General features: G+C 60.9%; 20 protein-coding genes and 1 riboswitch. Of the genes, 13 read left to right on the forward strand and 7 right to left on the reverse strand.

Translation table 11 applies throughout. The features are described 5' to 3' along the window. Positions 1-44: 44 nt before the first annotated feature. The 3 genes from G5137_RS01215 to G5137_RS01225 are packed head-to-tail and all read left to right on the forward strand — an operon-like array spanning position 45 to position 1,306. Positions 45-428: an MmcQ/YjbR family DNA-binding protein gene (locus tag G5137_RS01215; RefSeq protein WP_201983749.1), complete on the forward strand. Its 384-nt coding sequence runs from the start codon at positions 45-47 to the stop codon at positions 426-428. Continuing rightward, positions 425-913, forward strand: coding sequence for a GNAT family N-acetyltransferase (locus G5137_RS01220; RefSeq protein WP_216953801.1), 489 nt, complete (start codon positions 425-427; stop codon positions 911-913). Before G5137_RS01215 ends, G5137_RS01220 begins: the two co-directional genes overlap by 4 nt. A gap of 57 nt (positions 914-970) precedes the next feature. Then, on the forward strand, positions 971-1,306 hold the full coding sequence (locus tag G5137_RS01225; RefSeq protein WP_411240392.1) for a DUF3802 family protein: 336 nt from the start codon (positions 971-973) through the stop codon (positions 1,304-1,306). A 261-nt stretch (positions 1,307-1,567) separates the two neighbouring features. Here the strand turns inward: G5137_RS01225 and msrA are convergent, their stop codons facing one another. Continuing rightward, positions 1,568-2,200, reverse strand: a complete 633-nt coding sequence (gene msrA / locus G5137_RS01230; RefSeq protein WP_421204785.1) for a peptide-methionine (S)-S-oxide reductase MsrA — start codon at positions 2,198-2,200, stop codon at positions 1,568-1,570. Positions 2,201-2,468: 268 nt separating this feature from the next. On the opposite strand from msrA, the gene argA reads away from it, so the two are divergent. Together argA and lysC are read left to right on the forward strand one after the other, a co-directional pair. Continuing rightward, on the forward strand, positions 2,469-3,797 hold the full coding sequence (gene argA / locus G5137_RS01235) for an amino-acid N-acetyltransferase (protein WP_005345063.1): 1,329 nt from the start codon (positions 2,469-2,471) through the stop codon (positions 3,795-3,797). A gap of 107 nt (positions 3,798-3,904) precedes the next feature. Beyond that, positions 3,905-4,128: riboswitch (Lysine riboswitch) on the forward strand. Between the two features lie 90 nt (positions 4,129-4,218). Next, a complete protein-coding gene (lysC, locus tag G5137_RS01240) occupies positions 4,219-5,571 on the forward strand; it encodes a lysine-sensitive aspartokinase 3 (RefSeq protein WP_421254785.1) in 1,353 nt (450 codons plus the stop codon). Positions 5,572-5,653: 82 nt separating this feature from the next. Here lysC and G5137_RS01245 read toward each other — a convergent pair whose 3' ends face one another. Beyond that, positions 5,654-6,739, reverse strand: a complete 1,086-nt coding sequence (locus G5137_RS01245; protein WP_421254786.1) for a hypothetical protein — start codon at positions 6,737-6,739, stop codon at positions 5,654-5,656. Between the two features lie 255 nt (positions 6,740-6,994). Here G5137_RS01245 and G5137_RS01250 point away from each other — a divergent pair, with 255 nt between their 5' ends. Next, entirely contained in the window at positions 6,995-9,250 is a 2,256-nt protein-coding gene (locus G5137_RS01250) for an LTA synthase family protein (RefSeq protein ID WP_421204784.1), read from the forward strand. A gap of 92 nt (positions 9,251-9,342) precedes the next feature. Here G5137_RS01250 and aroG read toward each other — a convergent pair whose 3' ends face one another. From aroG to G5137_RS01275, 5 genes are all read right to left on the reverse strand, one after another. Beyond that, entirely contained in the window at positions 9,343-10,398 is a 1,056-nt protein-coding gene (gene aroG, locus G5137_RS01255) for a 3-deoxy-7-phosphoheptulonate synthase AroG (protein ID WP_144713523.1), read from the reverse strand. 220 nt (positions 10,399-10,618) lie between these two features. After that, positions 10,619-11,902, reverse strand: a complete 1,284-nt coding sequence (gene aroA, locus G5137_RS01260) for a 3-phosphoshikimate 1-carboxyvinyltransferase (protein ID WP_247822662.1) — start codon at positions 11,900-11,902, stop codon at positions 10,619-10,621. A 227-nt stretch (positions 11,903-12,129) separates the two neighbouring features. Beyond that, positions 12,130-13,218: a 3-phosphoserine/phosphohydroxythreonine transaminase gene (gene serC, locus G5137_RS01265; protein ID WP_421254787.1), complete on the reverse strand. Its 1,089-nt coding sequence runs from the start codon at positions 13,216-13,218 to the stop codon at positions 12,130-12,132. 225 nt (positions 13,219-13,443) lie between these two features. Beyond that, positions 13,444-14,370, reverse strand: coding sequence for an electron transfer flavoprotein subunit alpha/FixB family protein (locus G5137_RS01270; protein WP_421254788.1), 927 nt, complete (start codon positions 14,368-14,370; stop codon positions 13,444-13,446). After that, positions 14,367-15,134 carry an electron transfer flavoprotein subunit beta/FixA family protein gene (locus tag G5137_RS01275; RefSeq protein ID WP_421254789.1) on the reverse strand — a complete coding sequence of 256 codons (768 nt, stop codon included), beginning with the start codon at positions 15,132-15,134 and terminating at the stop codon, positions 14,367-14,369. Before G5137_RS01275 ends, G5137_RS01270 begins: the two co-directional genes overlap by 4 nt. 169 nt (positions 15,135-15,303) lie before the next feature. Between G5137_RS01275 and G5137_RS01280 the strand changes: the two genes are divergently transcribed. The 7 genes from G5137_RS01280 to G5137_RS01310 all read left to right on the forward strand — a co-directional run bounded on the left by G5137_RS01280 (position 15,304) and on the right by G5137_RS01310 (position 25,139). Continuing rightward, on the forward strand, positions 15,304-16,947 hold the full coding sequence (locus tag G5137_RS01280) for an electron transfer flavoprotein-ubiquinone oxidoreductase (RefSeq protein WP_421254790.1): 1,644 nt from the start codon (positions 15,304-15,306) through the stop codon (positions 16,945-16,947). Between the two features lie 505 nt (positions 16,948-17,452). After that, positions 17,453-18,400 carry a magnesium/cobalt transporter CorA gene (gene corA / locus G5137_RS01285; RefSeq protein WP_266133904.1) on the forward strand — a complete coding sequence of 316 codons (948 nt, stop codon included), beginning with the start codon at positions 17,453-17,455 and terminating at the stop codon, positions 18,398-18,400. Positions 18,401-18,552: 152 nt separating this feature from the next. Next, entirely contained in the window at positions 18,553-19,029 is a 477-nt protein-coding gene (locus tag G5137_RS01290; protein WP_421172181.1) for a DUF2919 domain-containing protein, read from the forward strand. Positions 19,030-19,328: 299 nt separating this feature from the next. Then, the gene (locus G5137_RS01295) at positions 19,329-19,778 is read left to right on the forward strand and encodes a hypothetical protein (protein WP_100653541.1); all 450 of its coding nucleotides are present in this window, start codon (positions 19,329-19,331) and stop codon (positions 19,776-19,778) included. Positions 19,779-19,782: 4 nt separating this feature from the next. Further along, the gene (locus G5137_RS01300; RefSeq protein ID WP_421254791.1) at positions 19,783-22,773 is read left to right on the forward strand and encodes a YncE family protein; all 2,991 of its coding nucleotides are present in this window, start codon (positions 19,783-19,785) and stop codon (positions 22,771-22,773) included. Continuing rightward, positions 22,773-23,612: an FTR1 family iron permease gene (locus G5137_RS01305; protein WP_421254792.1), complete on the forward strand. Its 840-nt coding sequence runs from the start codon at positions 22,773-22,775 to the stop codon at positions 23,610-23,612. Before G5137_RS01300 ends, G5137_RS01305 begins: the two co-directional genes overlap by 1 nt. Positions 23,613-23,714: 102 nt before the next feature. Beyond that, a complete protein-coding gene (locus tag G5137_RS01310) occupies positions 23,715-25,139 on the forward strand; it encodes an NAD(P)/FAD-dependent oxidoreductase (protein WP_270656758.1) in 1,425 nt (474 codons plus the stop codon). Positions 25,140-25,144 lie beyond the last annotated feature (5 nt).

Here is a 25,144-nt window from a genome sequence, read left to right on the forward strand (position 1 = left end):
TGCGCCTGACATGACCCGGATCACCCCTTGCGCGAGAACTTTCCATGGATTTGACCCGTTTGCGCCACTTTCTGCTGACCCTGCCGGGCGCCACCGAAGATACCCCGTTTGGCCCGGAGACCCTGGTCTACCGCATCGCGGGCAAGATGTTCGCGCTGGTGGATTGGCAGGCCGAGCCGCTTACCATCAACCTCAAATGCGAGCCCGAGCTGGCGTTGCTGCTGCGCGAGATCCACCCCGAGGTCAAACCGGGTTGGCATATGAACAAGCAACACTGGAACACAGTGACCCTGAACAGCACCTTGCCAGATGATCTGTGGCAGGGCTGGGTGCATCACTCCTATGAGCGGGTTGTCGCGGGTCTGCCCAAAGCCAAACGGCCACAGGCGCCGCGTCCCCTCTCCCCCACTGACGACCCAACCTTATGACCCCAGCACTTAGTCCAGCACTTTGCATTGTCCCCCTTGGTGAGGCACATATCCCCGCCCTCGTGAGCCTGTTTGAGCAGGCGGTGCGACGCTGCGGCCCCGAGCACTACAGCGCCGAACAGGTGGAGCAGTGGGCCCTCGGTTCACAACATCCGGGCTTTGTCAGCCAGCTGCGCGAACACCACGGCTGGGTGGCGGAGCTGGCAAATGTGCCCCTCGGTTTTGTCACCCTGAGCCCCGATGGCCATCTCAGTCTGCTCTATGTCAGCGCCGACCATCAGCGCCAGGGACTGGGCAATCTGCTGCTCACCACGGCGCTCGCGGGGGCCAGAGGGCTCGGTATGACCCTCATCACCACCGAGGCCAGCGCCTTCAGTTATGAGCTATTTTTACGACATGGCTTTACGTTGACCGGGCTGGAGTCCGTGGAGCGGGGCGGAGTCAGTTTTACTCGCCATCGCATGCACTGCTGCTTGCCAAGCTAGGGCAAGCCACTAAAATACGCTTAATTTTCGTATTGTTACTGTATTGAGGCAGCAACCATGGTGGTAGAAAGTGAAGGCTATATCTCGCTGATCGAGTATCTGGTGGAGAGTTTGGGATTGTTTGAATCCCAGCAGCAGAACGATGGTGAAGATACCATCGAAGATCTGGTCAGTGGCCGAGTTGCCAGCAACCTGATGGCCATTTGCGAGCAAAACCCCCAGCTCGATCCCAAGGTGCGTTTCGCCATCATGCAGGAGGCCGACGCCGTGGTCGCCGATCTGGAAGAGGTGCTCTCTGCCGTCTGGCTGCGCGCCCCGACCCCTGAACAGAAAACCTTCCTCATCGAGTTTATCGATCTCATCAAGAACCTGTTCGACAGCGCCATCGGCTGATCTGCCGTCCGGTTTTCCCGCCCAACGCAAAATTTCAGAACAGCAGATAAGGAAAAGGGCCGCCTTGGTGGGCAGCCCTGCTTGCTATCATTTTCAACCCGCCAGTGCGTTCATTCATCAGGCGGTTATCAAGGCAAGAAATGTGTCTGGACTTTGCATCCGATCCCTGGACGCTACCTAGTTAGTCCCGACTGGTCGCAATAAGTTCCCTCCTCCGACCATTTATTTTCACTTTTATTAAGAAATCGACTACAAACCTGTTCAGCGGTTCAGGCTTGGCGGCAAACAGACTCCAATGCCACCCAATCCGCAGTAACCATCCGGGTTTTTCTCCAGATATTGCTGATGGTAATCCTCGGCGTAGTAGAAGGGCGCCAGCGGCAGAATGCGGGTGGTAATGGCACGGCTGTCGCCGCTTGCCGCCATCGCCTGCTGATAGGCCGCCATGCTCTGCTGGGCAATGATCTGCTGACTCTCGTCGCCATAGAAGATCACCGAGCGGTACTGGGTGCCAATGTCCCCGCCCTGACGCATCCCCTGCGCCGGATCGTGCTGCTCCCAGAACAGTCTGAGCAGATCGCCGTAGCTGATCATTGCCGGATCAAACACCACCTGCACCGTCTCGGCATGACCGGTCAGGCCGCTGCACACCTCTTTGTAGGTGGGATTCTGGGTCACGCCGCCCTGATATCCGGCCGCGGTGGAGTAGACGCCCGGCTGCTGCCAGAACAGGCGCTCCACGCCCCAGAAGCAACCCATGCCAAACCAGGCGATCTCCATGTTCTCGGGCCAGGGACCCTGAGTCGGGTTGCCATTCACCGCATGCTGCTGACCAATCACCATCGCTTCGCGTCGTCCCGGCAGGGCATCTGCCGGTGAAATAATCTGTTCCATGAATTCTGTCCTTGTATAAAACCCTGTGAAATCACACAGCTGACGAAAAGGAGCATCGAAGATAGCAGTTTATCGCGCCGGATCAACCGGCGGGCCCCTCCCCGCTCGCCCCGGCGGCCGTCTGCACCGTCCGTCACCCTTTCCCGATCCGCACGGCCAACCCGCCCCTCGTAGACCAGAAACGGCCAAAATCAATATTTAGTCTTGATTTGTGAATTAATTTTCATATATTGAGCCAATCGCTGTTTTTTTATGGAAGAAATATCAAGTGCGTGAACGCGAACCCAGTCTGGTCAATGCCTTCCGGCAATCCACCCCCTATGTCAATGTGCATCGGGGTGCCACCTTTGTGCTGATGATGGGGGGAGAAGCCATCTGCCACCCCAACTTCGCCAATATCGTCAGCGATATCGCCCTGCTGCAGACACTGGGCATACGCCTGGTGCTGGTGTTTGGTTCACGTCCGCAAAACGATGAAGCGCTGGCCCGCGCCGGTATCGAGGCCCAGTATCACAAGCGGATCCGGGTCACCGATGACGAGAGTTTCACCATCATCAAACAGGTGTGTGGCGGCCTGCAATACGACATAACCGCCCAGCTCTCCATGGGGCTCGCCAACACCCCCATGCAGGGAGCGCGGATCAGCGTGGTGAGCGGCAACTTCGTCACCGCCCAGCCGCTGGGTGTGGATGATGGCATCGACTTTTGCCACAGCGGCCGGGTGCGCCGCATCGACGTGGAGGGGATCACCCGCCAGCTCGATCAGAAGAGTCTGGTGCTGATCTCCCCCATCGGCTGCTCGGTCACCGGCGAGAGCTTTAACCTGAGCTCGGAAGAGGTGGCCCGCCGGGTGGCGGTCGACCTCAAGGCGGACAAGCTCATCTGCTTTAGCAGCACCCAGGGGGTAATGGACAGACGCGGCGAAGCCATCTCCGAGCTCTTCCCCGAACAGGCCGAAGAGCTGCTGGTGGAGCTGGAGCAGGCGGGCGAAGAGATGTCCGGCACCGCCCGCTATCTGCGCGCGGCCATTGCCTCTTGCCGTGGCGGCGTGCCCCGCTCCCATCTGGTGAGCTATCAGGATGATGGCGCCATGCTGCAGGAGCTGTTCAGTCGCGACGGCCTCGGCACCCAGATCGTGCGGGAAAGTGCCGAGCAGGCCCGCGCCGCCACCATCGAGGATATCGGCGGCATTCTTGATTTGATCCGCCCGCTGGAGGAGGAAGGCATTCTGGTGCGCCGCTCCCGCGAGCAGCTGGAGATGGAGATCGACAAGTTCACCATCATCGAGCGCGATGGCCTCATCATCGGCTGCGCGGCACTCTACTGCTTTATGGAAGAGGCGATGGCGGAGATGGCCTGCGTCGCCATCCACCCCGACTATCGCAACTCAAACCGGGGGGATCAGCTGGTGGCCAAGGTGGCCGAGCGGGCCAAACGGCTCGGCATTCGCCGCCTGTTCGTGCTCACCACCCGCTCCATCCACTGGTTCCGGGAGCGGGGCTTCGATCCGCTGGAAGTGGAAGATCTGCCGGTGGCGCGCCAGCGTCTCTACAACTGGCAGCGCCGTTCCAAGGTTTTGTCAAAGACCATTGCCTAAGCCATTGATTCTGTGTTGAGTTAGCTGACAATTTGAACTTTTTCACAAACTCGATTGACAGTGCAATCCAACGCAGGGTATTTCTAAATGCACTCCACCGCCCTGGTGGAGCCAGAAGAGGAGCGCTGCCCAGGCAGCCCAAGGGAGGACGCCAGCGTCCGGTGAACTTGGGTCAGGGGGAGCAGCGCCGAGACGAGTGAGGAGACTGGTGACCTCAACGTCGGCTGCGGGGGCTGAATCCCCCGGGTTGTCATCGGTAGTGATCATCCCCCACCGCGCCCTGTCAGGGGCGGTACGGGATGGGCTCTGCAGGTGGAGTGCTTCTGGCCGGGATAGTTTCGTTCATTCCTGCCATTTTCAGCCTCCTCCTCTCTTTTTTGCCCGATGGAACCGGAATCTTAAAATAAGACAGGAGTAAGCAATGAGCCCGATCAATGTCGCCAAGTTTGGCGGAACCAGTGTCGCCAACTTCCCGGCCATGAATCACTGCGCCGATATCGTGCTGGCCAATCCCGCCACCCGGGTGGTGGTACTGAGCGCCAGCGCCGGTGTCACCAACCTGCTGGTCGCCCTGGCACAAGGGGAGCTGGACGAAGCGGGCCGCGACGAGCAGCTGGCCAAACTGGCCGGGATCCAGCAGGCCATTCTGGCAGATCTCGGCAACCCCGTTGATGTGAGCGCCCTCATTCATGGCCAGCTGGACGAAATTCGCCTCATGGCCCAGCAAGCTCACCAGCATACCGATGCGGAGCTGGCCGATCGCCTCATTGCCTGCGGCGAGCTGATGTCTACCCGCCTCTTTACCGAGCTGCTGCGCCAGCGCGGCGTCAAGGCCCACTGGCAGGATGTGCGCCAGCTGATGCGCACCGACAGCCGCTTTGGCAAGGCCACCGTCGATCTGGCCACCACCCGTACCCTCTGCCAGCAGACGCTGGGCCCGCAGCTTGGCGACAGCCTCATCATCACCCAGGGCTTTATCGGTGCCGATGGCGATGGCCGCACCACCACGCTGGGGCGCGGCGGCTCTGACTACAGTGCGGCCCTGCTCGCCGAAGCGCTCGATGCCGCCAGTATCGAGATTTGGACCGATGTGCCCGGCATCTACACCACGGATCCGCGCCTCGTCACCCGCGCCCGCCCCATTCCTGAAATCAGCTTTGTCGAAGCAGCCGAGATGGCCACTTTCGGCGCCAAGGTGCTGCACCCCGCCACCCTGCAACCGGCGGTGCGCCAGAACATTCCGGTGTTTGTCGGCTCCGCCAGGGATCCTGCCGCCGGTGGTACCTGGATCCGCGCCAGCACAGATTCAAGCCCGCTGTTTCGCGCCATCGCCCTGCGCCGCCAGCAGGTGCTGGTGACCCTGCACAGCCTCAACATGTTCCACGCCTACGGCTTTCTGGCCGAAGTGTTCGGCATTCTGGCCCGTCACCGCATCTCGGTCGATCTCATCACCACATCGGAGGTGAGCGTGTCACTGACGCTGGATCACACCGGCAGCCAGAGTAACGGCGAACCGATCCTGAGCGACAAGGTACTGGCCGAGCTGGGCCAGCTCTGCAAGGTGGAGGTGGAAACCGGTCTGGCACTGGTGGCGCTCATCGGCAACCGGATGAGCGAAGTGAGCGGGGTGGGCAGTCAGGTCTTTGACGCCCTGCGCGAGCACAACATCCGGATGATCTGCTACGGCGCCAGCGCCCACAACCTCTGCTTCCTGGTCAAGGAGAGCGAGGCGGGCAATATCGTCAACCGCCTCCATCAGGAGTTGCTGGACTGACCCTCACCGCGAGGCAATTCCGGCCATGCAACAGGGCGCCAACACGGCGCCCTGTTCATTTGTACTCCGCAAAGGTATTGGCTCAGGCAAGGCTGGTGGCTGGCAACTGACAGGCGACGGCTTCCCGGCGCAGCTGCTGTAAGCGGGCCAGCAGCCCGGTCTGGCCCAGCTCCGTCTCCTGAGGCGAGAGATTGTCCACCAGCAGCGAATAGTGATCCGTCACCGCCTGCATCAGCCAGTCGAGGCGACGCAGGGTGAGCGGGCCGCAGCTCTGGCCGCTCAGATCATCGGCCACATCGAGCCGGTGGCTGCGATACATGTCCCGCCACCAGTTGGCAACCAGCGCCTCGTCGCTCACCAGCGCGGCGCTCCACTCCCCCTGCAGGGCGTGCAGGCGGGCCAGCACGGGCGCGCTGGCCCCTTCGCGGATCAGGTGGTGGATCTCCCGTTTGACCCACTTGAGGCAGAGTTCACGCCAGTAGCGAAATTGCGGCAGAGGATCGGCCTCATCGAGCCAGAGTCCAGAGAGGGTGCGGGTCTCCAGCCGCTCCGGTACATGGAACTGCGGATCGACCAGACCGTTGGAGTTGTATTCAAAGCGGGGATCGAAGGTCCACATATAGCCAAAGTCGAACACGCAGATCTGCTCGCCATCATCGAGCAGGTTGCCCGGACTCGGGTCCCAGTCAAACCAGCCCCAGCGGGCCAGCTCACCCTGCACCTCCAGAATCTGGGCCAGATTGCGTTCGTTGAGCTGATGGACCGGCACACCCCGCAACCAGGGGGAGACCAGTACCCCGGCCCGCGCCGAGCCGAAACTGGTGCAAACCACGTGGGAGAGGACGGTGGGATGCAGCTCGCGCAGCGCCTCGATTTCACGCCGCCGCTCCAGCTCGGTCAGAAAGGCGGTCTTGCCATCGAGGTTGGCCACCAGTGAATCCTGACGTCGCCGCTTGAGGCACCAGTGATGCCCCTCCACCTTGAGGTGAAACACCTCGGCGGTGAGACCGTGGCGATAGACCTTGACCACTGCGGGATGAGTATCCTTCAGCTTGACCAGTTGGGCCAGCGGCAGCGGGCAGTCGCGCTCGCGTCCGATCCGGATCTCTTCCTTGCTCTCCAGCATGCGCAGCAATCTGGCCTGACGTGCCATCACTTTGGGATTCATACATGTACCTCCAGTCGCTATCGAGAGACTAAACAGCAGCTCCCTCCCAAGCCAGTGGCAAAACCCCATGATGACGCTTTCATCACATATTCCGAACAACCCCTCGATCGGGATCACAATTTGCAAGGTTGAGCTGTAACCAAATATTCATTAAGTGGTCATTAAATTGACAAGCTGAAACAAGGCCCGCACCATCGGGTCAAACTCTATGCGGATGAACGATCTCTCCCTTACTCGCTCAAAGGATGAGCTTATATGAATCGCCCCTCCTCAGGCCGCCCCCGTGCCCTGAGTCTGCCCTCTGGGCTGCTTGCCCTGCTGGGCGGATTGCTGCTGCTGACTCTGTTATTACCGCTGATCAATCCCGGCAGCTGGCTGGGCCGTGCCCAACCGCTGGTGCTGGGCCCCGCCGACAATCCGCTGGCCACCCTCACCCGCCACGCCCTGCTCTATAAAAGCGACAGCCGCGGCCTCTATCTGGTGGTGCGCAGCCAGTGGCTGTTGCGGGGGCCGCTGCAAGCGGGGGACAAGGTGCGAGTGGAGCTGCTCAACGACAAGGGGGAGCGGATCGACCAGCTCAGTCAAGCGGTGGATAAGCGTCAGGTGTGCCGCAATAACCGCTGCTCGCTGGATCTCAACAGCACCTTGCGCGCACCGGACGATGCACTGGCCAGCCGTTATCAGCTGCGCATCGGTCTGCTGCTCAAGGATCGCCCCGAGAGCGGTGATTTCAGCCAGATCCTGCAAACCCTGCCGGAGCAGGGCTTCAACCTCACCTATCTGGTGGTGAGCCTGACCCTAGTGCTGGCCCTGAGCGCCGCCGTGCTCAAAACGGTGCTGCCAAAGCTGCGCCGCAGCCTGCGCTGGCGGATCATCGGCAGCCTGCTGCTCGGCAACCTCACCTTCGTGCTGCTGCACGGCTTCGTGGTGTTCAAGCTGGGGGAGTTTCTGCTCTGGTCAGGCTTTCGGCCGGAGCACTACTATCTGGCCTGGGGCAGCATGGTGCTGGGCTGGAGCCTCTGCGCACTGGCGGGCTTCAACCTCTATATGGGGCTGGTCTTTACCGCGCTGTCAGGCATAGGTCTGCTGGCCAACTTTATGAAGATCGCCATCTACGGCGTGCCGCTCGGCGGGGACGATTTTGGCAACCTGCTGGCGCTGCTGCGGATCCTGCTCGACCAGCACCCCATCCTGCCCATCTTCACCGTTTTACTGGCACTGTTTCTCTGCTGGCGCTTTGCCCTGTCGCGCTGGGTGTTGCGCACAGCCGCCGCCACCGTCGCCTTCTTTGCCCTGTGCGTCTTTGCCACCCAGACCGGCAACAAGCTGCTGGGGGCCAACATTCGCTACGTGGACCGTGCGGTCAACTACCACAGGGACATCATCCGCTCAGGTCCTGGCCTCTATCTGTTCAATCTGGTGGACGAGATGCTGCAAAGCGGCAGCGTGTTTCGCTACCCCTTGCAGATCAACGAGCTGGCCCCGCAGCTGAGCTATCCGCCCCAGGGCATAGCGCCGCGCTGGGATCTGGTGATCGTACTGCAATATGAGTCGCTCTGGCTCGACTGGAAGGGGCGGATCTGCGCCCCGGCTCCCACCCTCTCCCTGCCCGCCAGCGTGCAGCAGTGGCAAAAAACCATCCACTCCCCCACCACCGGCGGCATGACGGTGCTGGCGGAGTTCGAGATGAACACCGGCCTGCCGGTGGGCTTGCTCAAGCAAGGGGTGGTGCCCTACTACTACCTCTCGCAGCAGGTGCCGGGGCTGGCCCAGAGCGCCAGACAGAGCGGCTACCAGACCCTGTTCGCCCACCCTTATGTGGAAAAATTCTGGGGCCGCGCCAAGGCGATCCCGGCGCTCGGCTATGAGGAGCGCTGGTTCGACACACGCTTCACCACCCTTGAGCACAAGGGACTCTATATCTCCGATGATGCGCTGATCGACCACCTGCTCAAGCGCAGCGAACAGGATGACAAACCGCTGTTTGCCTATGCGGTCACCATGCAGGGGCACGGCCCCTTCGATGGCCCCCGCTATCAGGGGCAGGAGCGCAGCGGCGCCTGCCCGAACCAGAGCGAGAGTGACACCCAGCTGCTCAACACCTACTACACCGGGGTGGTGGATGCCATGGCCTCGCTGGAGCGGCTGCTCAAGACCCTCGACCAGTCGGACAAGCACTATCTGGTGGTGGCCTTTGGCGATCACCAGCCGTTTTTGATGTCCGCCGGCAAGGGGATTCACGGTGACAAGCCGGCACGCGATGCCACCTACCAGATCCCCATGATGGCCTTCACCCGCGCCGATGATCCCCTCAATCTGGCGACCCAGTTTGCGCCGGTGCGCCAGCTCTACCAGATGGGTCAGGCCACCCGCCAGCTGCTGGCGGGGGATATCACCCCCATCGAAGAGAAGCCCCTGCTCCATCCGGTGCTGGGCGAGGAGAAAGGGTTCGACCCATCAAGCCTGGTGCCGCAGATCCGCGCCAGCTTCCGGCCCGATGCCCTGCCCTGAGCCTTAAGCCCCGCAACACGAATAGATGAGGCCGCAATAGCGGCCTCTGGTTATCACTTTCTCTTTGTCACTGCGACTGCGAAATCCGGTCTTTAGCGGGCGTTACGGGTTGCAACGGCATCCGCCAGGTTGCGCAGCAGCACTTCGGTATCGGCCCAACCGATGCAGGCATCGGTGATGCTCTGGCCGACGGTGAGTTCACACCCTTCCACCAGATCCTGACGGCCTTCCACCAGATGGCTCTCCACCATCACACCAAACACCGCCTTGCTGCCGGCACGCAGTTGGCCGGCCACATCCTCGGCCACCAGCATCTGGTTCTTGAACTGCTTGCTGCTGTTGGCATGACTAAAGTCGATCATCACCTTCTGGGGCAGACCGGCCTTCTCCAGCCCCTTCACCACCTCGTCCACGTGGGCGGCGCTGTAGTTCGGCTCACGACCACCACGCAGAATGATGTGACAGTCCGGGTTGCCGCGGGTCGCCACGATGGCGGAGTGACCGTATTTGGTGACCGACAGGAAGTGGTGCGGCGCACTGGCGGCACCGATGGCATCGATGGCAACCTTGATGGTGCCGTCAGTGCCGTTCTTGAAGCCCACCGGACAGGAGAGACCGGAGGCCAGCTCGCGGTGTACCTGGGATTCGGTAGTACGGGCACCGATCGCGCCCCAGCTCATCAGATCCGCCACATATTGCGGGGTGATCATGTCAAGGAACTCGGAGGCAGTCGGCAGCCCCATGTCGTTGAGATCCAGCAACAGCTTGCGACCAATGCGCAGACCGTCGTTGATCTTGCAGCTGTTATCGAGGTACGGATCGTTGATCAGCCCCTTCCAGCCCACTGTGGTGCGCGGTTTTTCGAAGTAGACCCGCATCACGATCTCCAGCTGACCTTTCAGCTCGTCGCGCAACGCCTTGAGGCGCTTGCCGTACTCCAGCGCGGCAACCGGATCATGGATGGAGCAAGGACCAATCACCACCAGCAGACGATCATCTTCGCCAGCCAGGATATTGTGAATGGCCTGACGGGATTCAAAAACGGTGGACGAGGCCACCTCGGTAGCCGGAAACTTCTCAAGCACCGCAACCGGAGGTAATAACTCTTTGATTTCACTGATACGAACGTCGTCGGTTTGATGCTGCATGACAAGGCTTCCTGCTAGATGACTGCGATTAGGAAATCTCAACATAGCCCGCGACAGGGCATGTGTAAATAGGAAATTACAGCAATCACAAAACTATTTTATATGGCAATCTTGCAAGTTATTGAAATGATGCTAGGAGAAATGACGATGCTGGTGAGGAAGGCAAAAAGGCCCGCTCAGCGCGGGCCCGAAGCGTCGGTGATGACGGGTTTGTCAGTGATCAGCCACGCTGGCTGATACTGGCCAGCTTGTCGAAGTAATCCGGGAAGGTCTTCGAGGTGCACTTGGGATCATTGATGGTGACCGGGGTATCCGACAGCGCCACCAGCGAGAAGCACATGGCGATACGGTGATCGTTGTAGGTATCGATCTCGGCATGCTTGAGCTGGGTCGGCGGGGTCACGGTGATAAAGTCATGCCCCTCCTCCACTTCGACGCCCAGCTTGCGCAGCTCGGTCGCCATGGCGTGCAGACGATCGGTCTCCTTCACCCGCCAGTTGTAGATATTGCGAATGGAGGTCGGCCCCTCGGCAAACAGCGCGGCAACCGCGATGGTCATGGCCGCATCGGGAATATGGTTCATGTCCATATCCACTCCGTGCAGCGGCGCCTGCTCCGCCTCGATGAAATCATCACCCCAGGTGATGCGCGCGCCCATCTTCTCCAGCACATCGGCAAAGTGAATATCACCCTGAATGCTGTGCTTGCCGATACCGGTGACCCGTACCTTGCCCTTGATGGCACCCGCCGCGAGGAAGTAGGAGGCGCTGGAGGCATCTCCTTCCACCAGAAAGTCACCCGGGCTGATGTAGGTCTGGTTGCCCTTGATGTAGAACAGCTTGTAGTTGTCGTGCTCGATGACCACCCCGAACTGCTTCATGATGTGCAGAGTGATGTCGATGTAAGGCTTGGAGACCAGCTCCCCCTTGATGTGGATCCGGGTATCACCGGCCGCCATCGGCGCCGCCATCAAAAACGCGGTCAGGAACTGGCTGGAGACGGAGCCATCGACGTGCACATCGCCGCCCCACAGCCCCTTGGCATCCACCACCAGCGGCGGATAACCATCGTGTTTCAGGTACTGGATATGGGCACCCGCTTCACGCAGGGCATCCACCAGATGGCCGATGGGACGCTCTTCCATGCGCGGCTCGCCGCCCAGAGTATATTCACCGGAGCCCAAGCACAGCGCGGCGCACAGCGGTCGCATGGCGGTACCGGCGTTGCCGAGGAACAGATTGACCGGCTCTTTCACCGCAAAGCTGCGGCCCAGCCCCTGCACGGTACACTCGGTCTTGTCGGCGGAGAGCTTGTACTTGACCCCGAGCTGGGTCAGCGCAGCCAGCATATGACGAATGTCATCGCTGTCGAGCAGGTTAGTCAGACGGGTGGTGCCACGAGCCAGCGCCGCCAGCAGCAGCGCACGGTTAGAGACACTCTTGGAGCCGGGCAAATTGACCTCACCGACCACACGAGAAATGGGTTCCAAACGCAACGAATTCATAGACTTCCTGTGCTATCTCAAAAATAAACGCCTGTCCGGACGTTAACAGCCTGCGTCCCGCTCGGCAAGGGCACTTTCAGGGGAAATCGCACGGCAAACGCCAGCGAGCTGGTTCTGTTGAAAAAAAGACGCCGGGGTATCCCCGGCGTCTTGAATCACTGCAATAGCTGGAAGCGGCTCACGAGTTGTCACGAGAGGCCGCCAGCAAGCATGTGAGTACTCTCTTCTCAGCCGTGGCGCTTGGCAAAACCATCCATAAAGCTCACCAAGGCCTTCACTCCCTCCAGCGGCATGGCGTTGTAGATGCTGGCACGCATGCCACCAACGATGCGGTGCCCCTTGAGGGCAAGCAGGCCAGCCGCTTCCGATTCGGCCAGGAACTGCTTGTCCAGCTCGGCATTTTTCAGCTGGAACGGGATGTTCATCCGCGAACGGCAGCTGACATCCACCTGATTGCCGTAGAAGTTCGACTGATCGATATAGTCATAGAGAAAGTCGGCCTTCTCCTTGTTGCGCGCTTCCATCGCCTCAAGGCCACCCTGTTCCTTGAGCCACTCGAACACCAGACCGGCCAGATACCAGGCGTAGGTGGGCGGGGTGTTGAACATGGAGTCGTTCTTGGCGGTGAGCTTGTAGTCGAAAATCGAGGGCACATCGGCTCTGGCCTGATCCAGCAGGTCATCGCGCACGATGGCAATGGCAAGCCCGGACGGCCCGATATTTTTCTGGGCACCGGCATAGATGATGCCAAAGCGGCTCACGTCGAGAGGACGGGAGAGAATGGTGGAGGAGAGATCTGCTACCAGCGGCACCTCGCCGGTAGCCGGGATGTCGAACATCTCGATGCCATCAATGGTTTCGTTCGGGCAGTAGTGAACATAAGCCGCATCGGCGCGAAACGCCGGGGTCGGCAGCAGGTGAGAGATCCCCTGCTCGTTCTTGGCAACCCCCTGGAAGGTCTGGATATCGCCATACTTTTTGGCTTCATCCACCGCGCTCTGGGACCAGACGCCGGTCAGCAGGAAGTCCGCCTTCTTGTTGGCGCCGCCCAGCAGGTTCATGGGCACGGCGGAGAACTGACCGCGGCCGCCACCGTGCATGAAGAGCATCTTGTAGTTGTCCGGCACCGCCAGCAGCTCGCGCAGATCCGCTTCGGCCTTCTCGGCCACCGCCATGTAGGGCTTGCCACGATGGGAAAGCTCCATGACCGAGGCTCCCAGCCCCTGAAAATTACAAAATTCGCGCTGGGCGCGCTCCATGACTTCAACCGGCAGCATGGCGGGGCCGGCGCAGAAGTTGTAAATCTGTTTGCTCATGACGCTTTCCGTGAGTGGATGAGAGTAATCGATGACTTGTCAGGTTTTACACAAGAGCAGCCAGCGGATCAAAGGCTTTTTGGGAGCTGGCTCAACCTTTTACCGTCATTCTGCCTCCCCCTTGCAGTAGAAAAAGCCCTGAACGGGTCAGGGCTTGCAGGGAACATGCACAGAAATGGCGGGCAGAGCGCATAAACGACCACAGCTCAGCCATTTCTGACAAATTTACAGTTTGGCGGTGAGCTCCGGCAGCAGAGTGAAGAGATCCCCCACCAGCCCGTAGTCCGCCACCTGAAAGATGGGGGCGTCGCTGTCCTTGTTGATGGCCACGATCACTTTCGACTCCTTCATCCCCGCCAGATGCTGGATGGCCCCCGAAATGCCGACCGCGATATAGAGCTCGGGCGCCACCACCTTGCCGGTCTGCCCCACCTGCAGATCGTTGGCGACATATCCTGCATCAACGGCGGCTCGCGATGCCCCCACGGCGCCGCCCAGCTTGTCGGCCAGCGCCTCAATCAGGGCAAACTGCGCCTTGGAACCAAGGGCGCGGCCGCCGGAGACAACCACCCGGGCGGCGGTCAGTTCGGGCCTGCTGGAGCGCACCGCGCGGCGCTCGACCAACCGGGTACGACCAGCGAATTCGGGCACGGCCAAGCGTTCGATGAGAGCCTGCCCGCCCGTCGCCGCCTTTGCAAACGCGGTGGCCCGCACCGTCATCACCTTGACGGGCGCCGAGCTTGCCACTCTGGCAATGGCATTGCCCGCATAGATGGGGCGCAGGAAGGTGTCGCTGCTCTCGATAGCCGTCACCTCGGAGAGCATCTCCACCCCGAGCCGAGCCGCTACCTGTGGCAGCAGCGCCTTGCCCATGGTGCTCGCCGCCATCAGGCAGTGGCTGTAACCTTCGCACCAGCTGGCCAGCAGCTTGTCCACCCCATCCAGCAGCCCGTCGGCCAGCAGGGGATGTTCGGCAAGCAACACCTTGTCGACGCCGCTGAGGGCTGCCGCCTGTTCACCCGCCTCGGTCAGCCCCTGACCCAGCAACAGCAGGTCAACCTGACCGCCGATGGCTCCGGCGGCGGTGACCAGTTGTGCCACGTTGTCGGCCAGATGGCCCTGATGATGTTCGGCAATGATCAGCACGCTCATGGCAGCACCTTCGCTTCGTGTTTGAGTTTGTCCACCAGCTCGTCCACCGAGCCCACCTTGATCCCGGCGCTGCGGGCTGGCGGCGCCATCACCCCGAGCAAACGGGTCTGGTTGGCCACCTCAACGGCGAGTGTCGAGAACGGAGCGCTATCAAGCGGCTTGCGCTTGGCCTTCATGATGTTGGGCAGCGAGGCAAAGCGCGGTTCATTCAAACGCAGATCGGCGCTCACCACCGCAGGCAACGGCATGCCCAGGGTCTCGAGGCCACCGTCGATTTCGCGGGTCACCAGCAGCTCCCCCGCTTCCACCTTGAGGGCTGACGCGCAGGTCGCCAGCGGCCAATCATTGAGGGCAGCCAGCATCTGGGCCACCTGATTGTTGTCTGAATCGATGGATTGCTTGCCGAGCAGCACCAGATCCGGCAGCTCCTGCTCACACACCTTGTGCAAGGCGCGGGCGACAGTCAGCGGGGCGAGCGTCTCATCGGTGACACTCTCACCGGTTATATAGTGCAGCGCCCGATCCGCCCCCAGCGCCAGCCCATGGCGCAGTTGCTCGGCGGCAGCGTCCGGGCCAAAGGTCACCACCACCAGTTCGCTGGCAACCCCGGCTTCCCGCAGCCTGACCCCCTCCTCCACCGCAATTTCACAAAAGGGGTTGATCCCCATCTTCACATTGGCCAGCTCCACGTCGGAGCCGTCTCCCTTCACCCGGATCTTGACGTTGTAGTCGACTACCCGTTTGATCGCGACCAGCAGCTTCATGGGGTCATGCCTCGTCTCTTTGGATTGAATTCATTAGTGTGCCTCTGCGTTTGTTGCAGTACGCTCTTCCCTGATTTTTTGCTTTTTCTTGCTCAGTTTTACTTACAACAGCTTTACGTTTACGTAAACTACCAGCATTACCCTAGGCCAACCAGAGCGCAGAGGCAAGATGGAACGGGAAGCAATGGAATTTGATGTCGTCATCGTCGGCGGCGGTCCGGCGGGGCTCAGTGCAGCCATCGCCCTGAAACAGCAGGATGCCACTCTCTCTGTCTGTCTGCTGGAGAAGGGAGCGGAAATTGGCGCCCATCTGCTCTCCGGCGCCCTATTTGATCCCGTCGCCTTGCAAGAGCTGCTGCCGGATGGCTGGCAGCAAGCGCCGCTCGGCGTGCCGGTCAGCGACGATCAGGTGCATCTGCTGCAAAGCGAGCATCGTTCCCTGCAACTCCCCGCCTGGGCGGTGCCACCCCGGATGCACAATGAGGGTTGCCGTGTGGTCAGTCTGGGCAATCTCTGCCGCTGGCTCGGCCAACAGGCGGAAAAACTGGGAGTCGAAATATACCCGGGATTTACCGCCAGCGAACTTATCATGGAAGCGGGCCGGGTCAAGGGGGTGATCACCGGCGATCTGGGGCTGGATCGGGCGGGCAATCCAAAAGCTGATCATGTGCCCGGCATGGCGCTGCTCGGCCGCTACACCCTCTTTGCCGAAGGGGCCCGCGGCCATCTCGGCAAGCAGCTGATCGCCGCATTCAATCTGGCAAGCCCTGCCCAGCCCCAGCACTATGCCATCGGCTTCAAGGAGCTGTGGCAACTGCCTGCAGGGCAAGGCAAAGCGGGACAGGTGCTGCACGGCAGTGGCTGGCCCCTTGGCAAGCAGGGGGGCGGCAATAGTCACGGCGGTTTCTATCTCTATCACATGGAGGGGGATCAGGTGGCGGTCGGGCTGATTGTCGATCTCAACTACCAGAATCCCTGGCTCAGCCCGTTCGACGAATTCCAGCGCCTCAAGCATCACCCGCTTATCGCCGGCGTGTTGCAAGGGGGTGAACGCATCAGCTATGGCGCCCGCGCCATCACCAAGGGGGGCTGGCACGCCCTGCCCCGCATGCACTTCCCGGGCGGCCTGCTGATCGGCTGCGATGCCGGCACCCTCGACTTTTCCCGCATCAAGGGGATCCACACCGCCATGAAGTCCGGCATGCTGGCGGCAAAAACCGTCGCGATGGCGCTGAAGGGTGGCGATGAAGGGGGCCGGGATCTGGCCCAGTATGGCGACGAGCTGCAACAGAGCTGGCTGGCCCGCGAGCTCAAGGCGGCGCGCAACTTCGGCGCGGCGCTTCACCGCTATGGTCCCTGGTTGGGCGGTGCCTTCAACTGGCTGGAACAACGGCTGTTTGGCGCAAACTCGCCCTTCAAGCTGCTCGATAAGGCTCACGACTACCGTCAGCTGCGCGTGGTCAGTCGCTGCGAGCCCATCCATTACCCCAAACCCGATGGCAGACTGAGCTTTGACAAACTCTCGTCTGTGTATCTGGCCAACACCAGTCACGACGAGGATCAGCCTTGTCACCTCAAGCTGCAGGACGAGCGCATTCCGGTCGAGGTCAATCTGCCCACCTGGGCCGAACCCGCCCAACGCTACTGCCCGGCCGGGGTGTTTGAAGTGCTGGAAATGGAAGGCGCGGCCAAGCTGCAGATCAACGCCGCCAACTGCATCCACTGCAAAACCTGCGATATCAAGGACCCCAGTCAAAACATTATCTGGACGCCACCACAGGGGGGCTCCGGGCCCAATTATCCGAATATGTGATGGAACGGCAATGCCAAGATGCGGTGACATCAAAGATACTCAGTCCCAAAACATCGTCTGGACACCGCCACAAGGAGGATCCGGGCCCAACTATCCCAATATGTGATGGAATACGGCAATGCCAAGATGCGGTGACATCAAAGATACTCAGCCCCAAAACATCGTCTGGATACCGCCACAGGGGGCTCCGGGCCCAACTATCCCAATATCTGATGAAGCGGGGTAGCGGCAACAAGCAGCCCCAGCCATCCCTCCCCCCGCCAAAGGCTGGTTCTACACCGCATGGCTGCTAAGGTGATCCGACCTCGCTGTTTTTTTGGACAAACAAGCTGAATCCCTGATGAATAGCCCCTGACAAGCGGGGCCCACCCCTGTATAGTTCGCCGCATTCAGGTTTTCCATCGGCCCGATCTGCTTATCCACGGGATCGCCTTCTTCAGCGATCTAAGGCCGCATGACCTGTGCAACCATCCCTGATTACCCATGACTTTTTAAGGGGGGACAGATGATCACCGCCTACATTCTCAATAACAAGGTGCTGGACATAGTCACGCTCGGGCCTGACGACATAGTACCTGACAACACGGTCTGGCTGGATGCCTACAAGCCGGACACGGCAGAGCGAGAATGGTTGACGGGCCTGTTCCTGGAAGAGGTTCCCGACAAGGAGGAGCTCGACGACATCGAAGCATCCGCCCGTTTCTACTGGGATACCGATGGTCTGCACATTCACTCCCTGTTTCCCCAGCGGATCGGTCGTGACACCAAGGGTGTCCACGTCTCCTTTACCCTGCGCAACAACCTGCTGATCAGCATTCGTGAAGATGACATCGGGCTGGTGCGCCTGCTGCGCCACTATATGCGCCAGGATCGGCTGGAGGTGGAGGATGCCCTCGATATCCTGCTGGAGGTACAAAACCTCAAGGTGGAGTACCTCTCCGATCTTATCGAAGATGGTTACAAGACGTTGGAAAACACCGCCGATCAGATCTTCGAGCCGGATCAGATCAACCCTATGCTCAAGGAGCTGTTGGCACAGGAAGAGGCCAACGGCCAGATCCGTCTCTCCCTGCACGATACCCGCCGCGCCCTGCGTTTCCTCAAACGCAGCCTGCGCCAGCGCATGAGCCTGGAGCAGAACAAGTGGATCGACGAGATGCTGCACGACGTGGAGTCACTACTGCCTCACACCCAGTTCCTGTTCGACAAGATCAACTTCCAGCTGGAGGCCTCCATGGGGGTGACCAATCTGGAGCAGAACAAGGTGATCAAGATCTTCTCGGTTGCCGCCGTGATCTTCCTGCCGCCGACCCTGATCGCCAGTATCTACGGCATGAACTTCGGCCGCATGCCTGAACTCGCCTGGGAGTATGGCTATCCCCTCTCGCTGGTGCTGATGGTGATGTCCTCGCTGGGCACCGGGCTCTTCTTCAAGCGCAAGGGGTGGCTGTAACGCCGCCGACGCGCGCTGCGATATCTGAAGAAACGGATTGGGGGGCATGGCCCCCCGATTAATTCCCGCTCTCTCCCGCGCCTTGCAAAGGGCTCGCCTTCGCCCCATATCCCTTGCATCACTTGCACTCTATGAATGGATATCGGGCAACCATGACCCTCTACCCCGAACATCGATATGACGATCACGGACAGTTGCGCCCTCCCCTCTGGTTCTGGCCCATCGCCCTGTTGCTGACCCGCTCGGTCTGGCTCTTTCTGATGGCGGGAGTGACCCGCGAGAGCGGCAGTGAAATCCTGACCCTCTTTTATCCCGACAGGATCAGCCTCTACATCAGCCTGCTGACCGACGTACCCGCCATGCTGGCGTTGCTCGCCTGCGGGGGCACCTATCAGCAGACCCAGAGCATTCGCGCCAGACTCCGGCGCCACAGCCCGTTGCTGCTGCTCTGCTCTGCCGTCAGCGGCCTGCTGATGCAGTTGCACAGCCTCAATCTGCAGAAGTGGTCATTCAGCTGGCCTACCGCACTGGTGCTGGTCGCCAGCCTCTGGTCACTCTGGTATCTGCTGCGCAGTCGCCAGCTACGGGAATATGCTGCTGATGATCCTCATCAGAAGTCGAAAATCTAGCCAAGTTTTAGCTGCAATCAATTGAAATAAATATAAAAAGCCTCTTGGTGAGTTGAATGCCCGACGCGCGGCCATAACCCCGAGCCGCAAGCTGCCCCGCTGTCGAGGAGCGGCTGCGCCCGCACTCTCGCCCCATAGGTGGCGGCCAAGCGGATAAGGAATTATCAATCGTCGTGTTAGGTCACCCCGTTCATTCAGGCTTGATTCATTATCAATGGAATTGATAACACTTTTCATTACTCTTACTGCGTTATAAACTTGCTCCCCCCGGGCTGCCCCGCCCGGGTGCTGGAGCCTTTATGACAAGCCTTTCTCTCTCACCCCGACAATTCTGGCAGTGGCTGGCCTACCACCATCAGGCCGCCGAGGGCACCCTCTATCTGATGTTCTTCTCAGGCCTGCTGCTGTGGGAACCGCTGACCCCGCTCTGGTCGCTGGCACGCTGGAATCTGTTTTTCCATGTGATGCTCTCGCTCACCCTGTTCCCCCTGCTGTTTGGCGCCTTCTGGCTCTCCCATCGCAGCTTGTTGAACCGCAGCAACAAACCCTTTTTACGCACCACGGGGCGGATTATTGAAGCCCTGCTGCTGATCTGTCTGGCCAGCGGCCTGCTGCTGGTGCTGCACGGCACTCCGGGCGATGCCACGGGCAACCTCGCCAGCTGGGCCCACTGGCTGAGCGCGTTGGCGTTAACTCCTCTGGTGCTGCGCCACGCCTGGCGCTGGACCATCTTGAAATGGCGATCCTGATCCCATGTTGAAGTCATCGTTCTCTGCATATTTGTCACCCCTGCTGGCACTCGTCCTGCTGCTGACCAGCCCCTTCGCGTTTGCCCAGCAGATGGGTGCCGGGATGATCGCCTATGAGGAAGGGAGCGCCCCGCGCCTCGTCACCGCCAACCTGAGCACAGGATCGGTCACCCTGCTTGAGCGCGATAGCGGCAAGCGGCTCAAAGAGGTGCCGCTGGGGGGCGATCTGCGCCAGCTTGCCCGCGCCGATGACGGCACCCTGCTGGTCACCGACTACAGCGGCGATCGCCTGCTGCTGCTGGATGATGATCTCGATCTGGAAAAGACGATCCCCACCGGCCACCGCCCCTATGGGGTCATCTTCGATGTCAAGCGGCAGTGGTTCTGGGTCACCCTGTTCGAATCCGCTCGTCTGCAGGCCTACGACACCGCCGGCAACCTCCAGCTGGATGCAGAAACCGCCGAGACTCCCCGTGGGCTGGCCCTGACCGACGACGATCGCCTGCTGCTCACCCACGCCATGACCGGCCAGCTCGCCATCTATGATCTCGCCAAGCTCGGCCACGGCGCCAAGGGAGCTTCGCTTCCCAAGCCCAAGCTCATTACCCTGGCCGAGACCCATAGCGACACGCCGAGCGACTCTCAAGGCTTGCCGCGCCTGCTCGATGGCATCGCCCTCTCCCCCGATGGCAGCGAGGCCTGGCTGCCTCACGTACTGTGGAGCTTCAGCCACCCCTTCCAGTTTCAGAGCACCGTCTTCCCAGCGGTCTCCATCATTGATCTCGATGAGGAGAAAGAGCGGGTCGATGAAAGAAAACAGCTCTTTTTGCAGATCAACCTGCCAAGCGTCGGCAACCGCAGCCAGATCGTCTCCAACCCGTTTGCAGCCCGATTTGCCGCCGATGGCAAGCGGGTCTATCTGACCCTGGCGGGCTCGGAAGATCTGCTGGTGTTTGACCTCTCCCGCAGCGGCAAGTCCAACAACAACCGCCACCGCCGCAAGAAGTTTCAGGGGGGCGCCAAGGCGACCCAGCTCTTGCGTCACCTGCCGGGCCAGAATCCGCGGGATCTGCTGATCGACGGTGACCATATTCTGGTGCACAACGCCATGGGACAGGATCTCACACTCCTCAATAGCGGCGGCAGCGGCCCGTTTGCCCGGGTCACCGTCGATGTGCCCCACTTCGCCAAGCTGGTAGAGACGGATCCGCGCCCCGAGCCGCTTCAGCACGGCGAGCGGCTGTTCAACCTTGGTAACACAGCGTCCAACTCACGCTTCCCCATGGCGGGGGACAACTGGATGAGCTGCAACTCCTGTCATCTGGACGGGTTCAACTTCACCAACCGCTATCTGATGGCGGCTCATCGCCAGAAGAGCGGCGACAACGCCATCAACGGCCACGCCAACCTCACCAACATGGTGGCGGGGGATTTTGTCGGCGAATACCTGCGCATGACCCAGCAGACCCAGGGCGGCATGGGCCATGACACCCGCGATGGGGCCGAGGCAGTTGACCCCGCGAAGCCCCAACCGGAAGTGAAGGCGATGATGGAGGACTTGCACGCCTTCGTCACCGCCGATGGCAACCTCCCCTATCTGGCCAACTGGCTCAGGCTCGATGCTCCGCGCACGGATCCCGCCAAGGCGCCGACTACCCACCCGAAGGAGTGGCTCAACTCTGCCTCCTGCCAGAACTGCCACCAACAGGCGTTCCAGGATTGGAGCGAGAGCAACCACCGGTTGATGGGCAACTCCCATCCCTACTACAAGGTGGTGCAGGCGCTGGCCCGTGAAACCGAGGGCGAAGCGTTTGGCCAGTGGTGTCAGGGCTGCCACATGCCCCAGCAGGTGATGACCGGCCAGCTGGATCTGCCCAAGGGCTCCCACATGTTCGAGCAGGGCGGCGCCTCGCTGATTGCCGCCCACAAGGCGGGCGAACCTGTGGTGGAGGAAGGGACCGGCTGTGTGCTCTGTCATCGCATCACCAAAGTGGAAGATGCGGGCGGCAACAGCGCCTTTACCGTGAATTTGAAAGACCGCGAGAGCTATGTGTTCGAGGATGCCGCGGGTGGTAGCCTCCAACACTGGCTGGCTGAGCGGCAGATCAACGCCCGTCCGGCGGCCCACAAAGCCTCCTATCAAAAGGATTTCTACCGCGATGCGGCCCTGTGCAAGTCGTGCCACAACGAGTTTGCTCCGGGCACTGGTGCCAACATCGTCAACACCTGGGACGAGTGGGAACAATCCAGCTTCGCCAAGGCCGAGGATCCCGCCAAACGACGCACCTGCATCGACTGCCATATGAACCCCGAACCGGGCAATGGCGGCGCGCCGGTGGCGGGCCAGTCCACCGAAAACGGCACCATGAAGGCGCGGCTCTATCGCCACAACTTCACCGGCGCCCAGCACCAGCTGGTGGGGCTGCGCAACCCTGAACTCGAGCTGGAGAGTCTGGCGCTGCTGCGCTCCAGCGCGACCCTCTCCGCCCGTATCGAACAGGCTGCCGATAGCCAGCAGTTGGTGGTGCGGGTCGCCAATACCGGCGCAGGCCATGCCCTGCCCACCGGGGTGGCCGATTTTCGTGAACTCTGGCTGGAGCTGACCGTCACCGACGCCACCGGCAAGGTGGTGCTTGCCAGCGGCCAGCCGGTGGATGGCGCCGTCCCTGAAGATGCGCGGCTGTTCAGAAAAGTATTCGGCGATGCCGAGGGCAAGCCGGTGGGGCTCAAGTTCTGGCGCTACGCCAAGCTCTTGGAAGATACCCGCATTCCGGCCGATGGCTGGCGGGATGAAGCCTGGCCGCTACCCGCAGATGCCCAAGGGCCCTTCAAGGCCGATATCAAACTCAATTTCCGCACCTACCCCAAGTGGGTCAATGATGCGGTGCGCGCCGCCGAGCCCAGCTTGCCGGAGCCACCCATAGTGCAGCTAAATCGGTTGCAACTTACCCTGCAGCCTCTCCCCGTCACGCCCGCTACGGAGCCTCAATCCTGATGTTTGCAAGTTTTCTCATTACCCTGCGCGAGGGGCTGGAAGCCTTCCTGCTGGTCGGCATCTGCCTCTCCTACCTCGCCAAGCTGGGGGCGAGCCGCTACAACAAGTTCATCTATCTGGGGGTGGGGCTCGGCCTTATCGCCTCCCTTGTGGTCGCCTTCCTGTTCCAGGTGGTGGTGAGCCAGTTCGAGAGCGAGCGCTACAACCACCTGTTGATGGCGGGGATCCTGATGTTTGCCACTCTGGTGCTCACCTATATGGCGATCTGGATGCAAAAGCAGGCCAAATCCCAGGTAGGGGCCATGACGGCGCGCATCGATGCGGCCATCGATGGCGGCAACCTGTTTGGGCTGGTGCTGCTCGCCTTTCTGGCGGTGATGCGCGAAGGGTTTGAAACCGTGCTCTTCTTCTCCGCCCTGCTCTATTCGGGGCAAGGGGTGGATCTGCAATCCGGCATGATTGGCGCGCTGGCGGGGCTGCTGGTCTCCATCGCGCTGGTGTGGGGGCTGCTGCGCTCCACCCGCAAGGTGGCGCTGGCTCCCTTCTTCCGCTGGACGGGCCTGCTTATCATCATCATCGCCGCAGGCTTGCTCTCGTCCGCCGTCAACATGTTGCAGGCGGCAGATATCATCACCTTCTGGACCACGCCGGTGTTCGACATCAGCCACATTCTCGACGATCAGGGGGTATTTGGTACCTTCCTGCGCGCCCTGTTTGGCTACAATGCCTCACCCGCTGGCTTGCAGCTGCTGACCTGGGCCCTCTATCTGGCGATCTTCGTTACCCTCTGGCAGCGCAGCTATCACCCGCAGGTAAGTGCCGCGACTGGCAAGGGCTGAGCCAACACGCCCTGTGGCAACAAGGCCACGGGGTAACAACACTATTCGGGGGCCGCGCCTTGGCGCGGTTTCCTGATCTATCAAGTAGTTTTGGAATAGGTCATGAGCGATAACAACAAGAAAAGCATTGCAGTGCTGGGCGCTGGCCCCGCCGGTTTGATGGCGGCCTGGCGCCTGCGCTGCGCCGGTTTTGCAGTCACCCTGTTCGAGCAGGAGCCGGTGGTCGGCGGCATGTGCGCCACCCAGACCTTCAAGGGGCGCGACGGCGAGTATCGCTTCGACTACGGCGGGCACCGCTTTATCACCAAGAACCCCGAGCTGCTCGCCTTTATCGACGAGCTGATGGGGGACGACCTGCTCCACGCCGAGCGCAAGAGCGTTATCCGCTTTGGCGGGCGCACCTATGACTACCCATTGAACCTGCCCAACCTGCTCAAGACGGCGCCGCTCGCCCTGATGGCCGGGGCGGTAAAAGACTTGCTGCTGTTGCCCTTTAGCAAGAAGCCGGATGATTTTGCCAAGGCGAGCTTTGCCGAGTGGATCCAGAGTCACTTCGGCCGCACCCTCTATCGCCAGTTCTTCGAGGGCTACACCGGCAAGCTGTGGGGTATCAACCCGGACAAGCTCTCCGCCGACTGGGCCGGTCAGCGCATCAGCCTCATCGATTTGAAAGACGTGGCGCGCCGCCTGCTGCCAAGACGCAACGGCAGTATCTCGGTGCGCACCTATGCCCGCAAATACCGCTACCCCAAATATGGCTTCGGCCAGATCTTCACCACTCTGGGGGAGCGGCTGGTGGCAGAGGGCGTTGAGCTCAAAACCGGCGCAACCATCACCCGCCTTGAGCAGGCTGATGACCGCATCGAGCGGGTGTATTGGAAACAAGATGACATTGAGCAGAGCGAGCGCTTTGATCAGGTGATCTCCACCCTGCCGCTGCCGCTCACCTGCCAGCATCTGGGCTTACCGTGCGATCTGCACTACCGGTCGCTTCGCTTCGTCAATATGCCGTTGAAACAGGAGAACCTGTCGGACAACACCTGGCAGTACCTCTCCGACCCCCATATTCTGGCCACCCGCCTGCAGGAGCCGCGCCGCCGCAGCCCCTTTATGGCGCCCCAGGGCCAGACCTCGGTGATGCTGGAGATCCCCTGCAATCCGGGGGATGCCACCTGGCAGGCGCCGCTCTCTGATCTGCGCGGTCGGGTTACCGCTGATCTCGCGAGCCTCGGCGTCGATACCGCCAAGCTTGGCGATGAAACTTTTGAAGCGCGTAGCGAATACGCCTATCCGCTGATGGATCTCGGCTATCAGGCGCGCCGCAACGAAGCCATCAAGGCGCTGATGCCCATCACAAACCTCATCATGACCGGCCGTCAGGGGACATTCCGCTACATCTTCACCGACACCGCCATGGAGATGGGTATGATGGCCGCCGACATGGTGATCGACGGGGTGGACAGACGTCACGCCATCTTTAACCATCGCAACGAAAATACCGTGATCGAAACCCAGAGCGTGGCCTGAGTGCC

The organism is Aeromonas sp. 600282 (assembly GCF_049175755.1).
GTDB lineage: Bacteria > Pseudomonadota > Gammaproteobacteria > Enterobacterales > Aeromonadaceae > Aeromonas > Aeromonas veronii_A.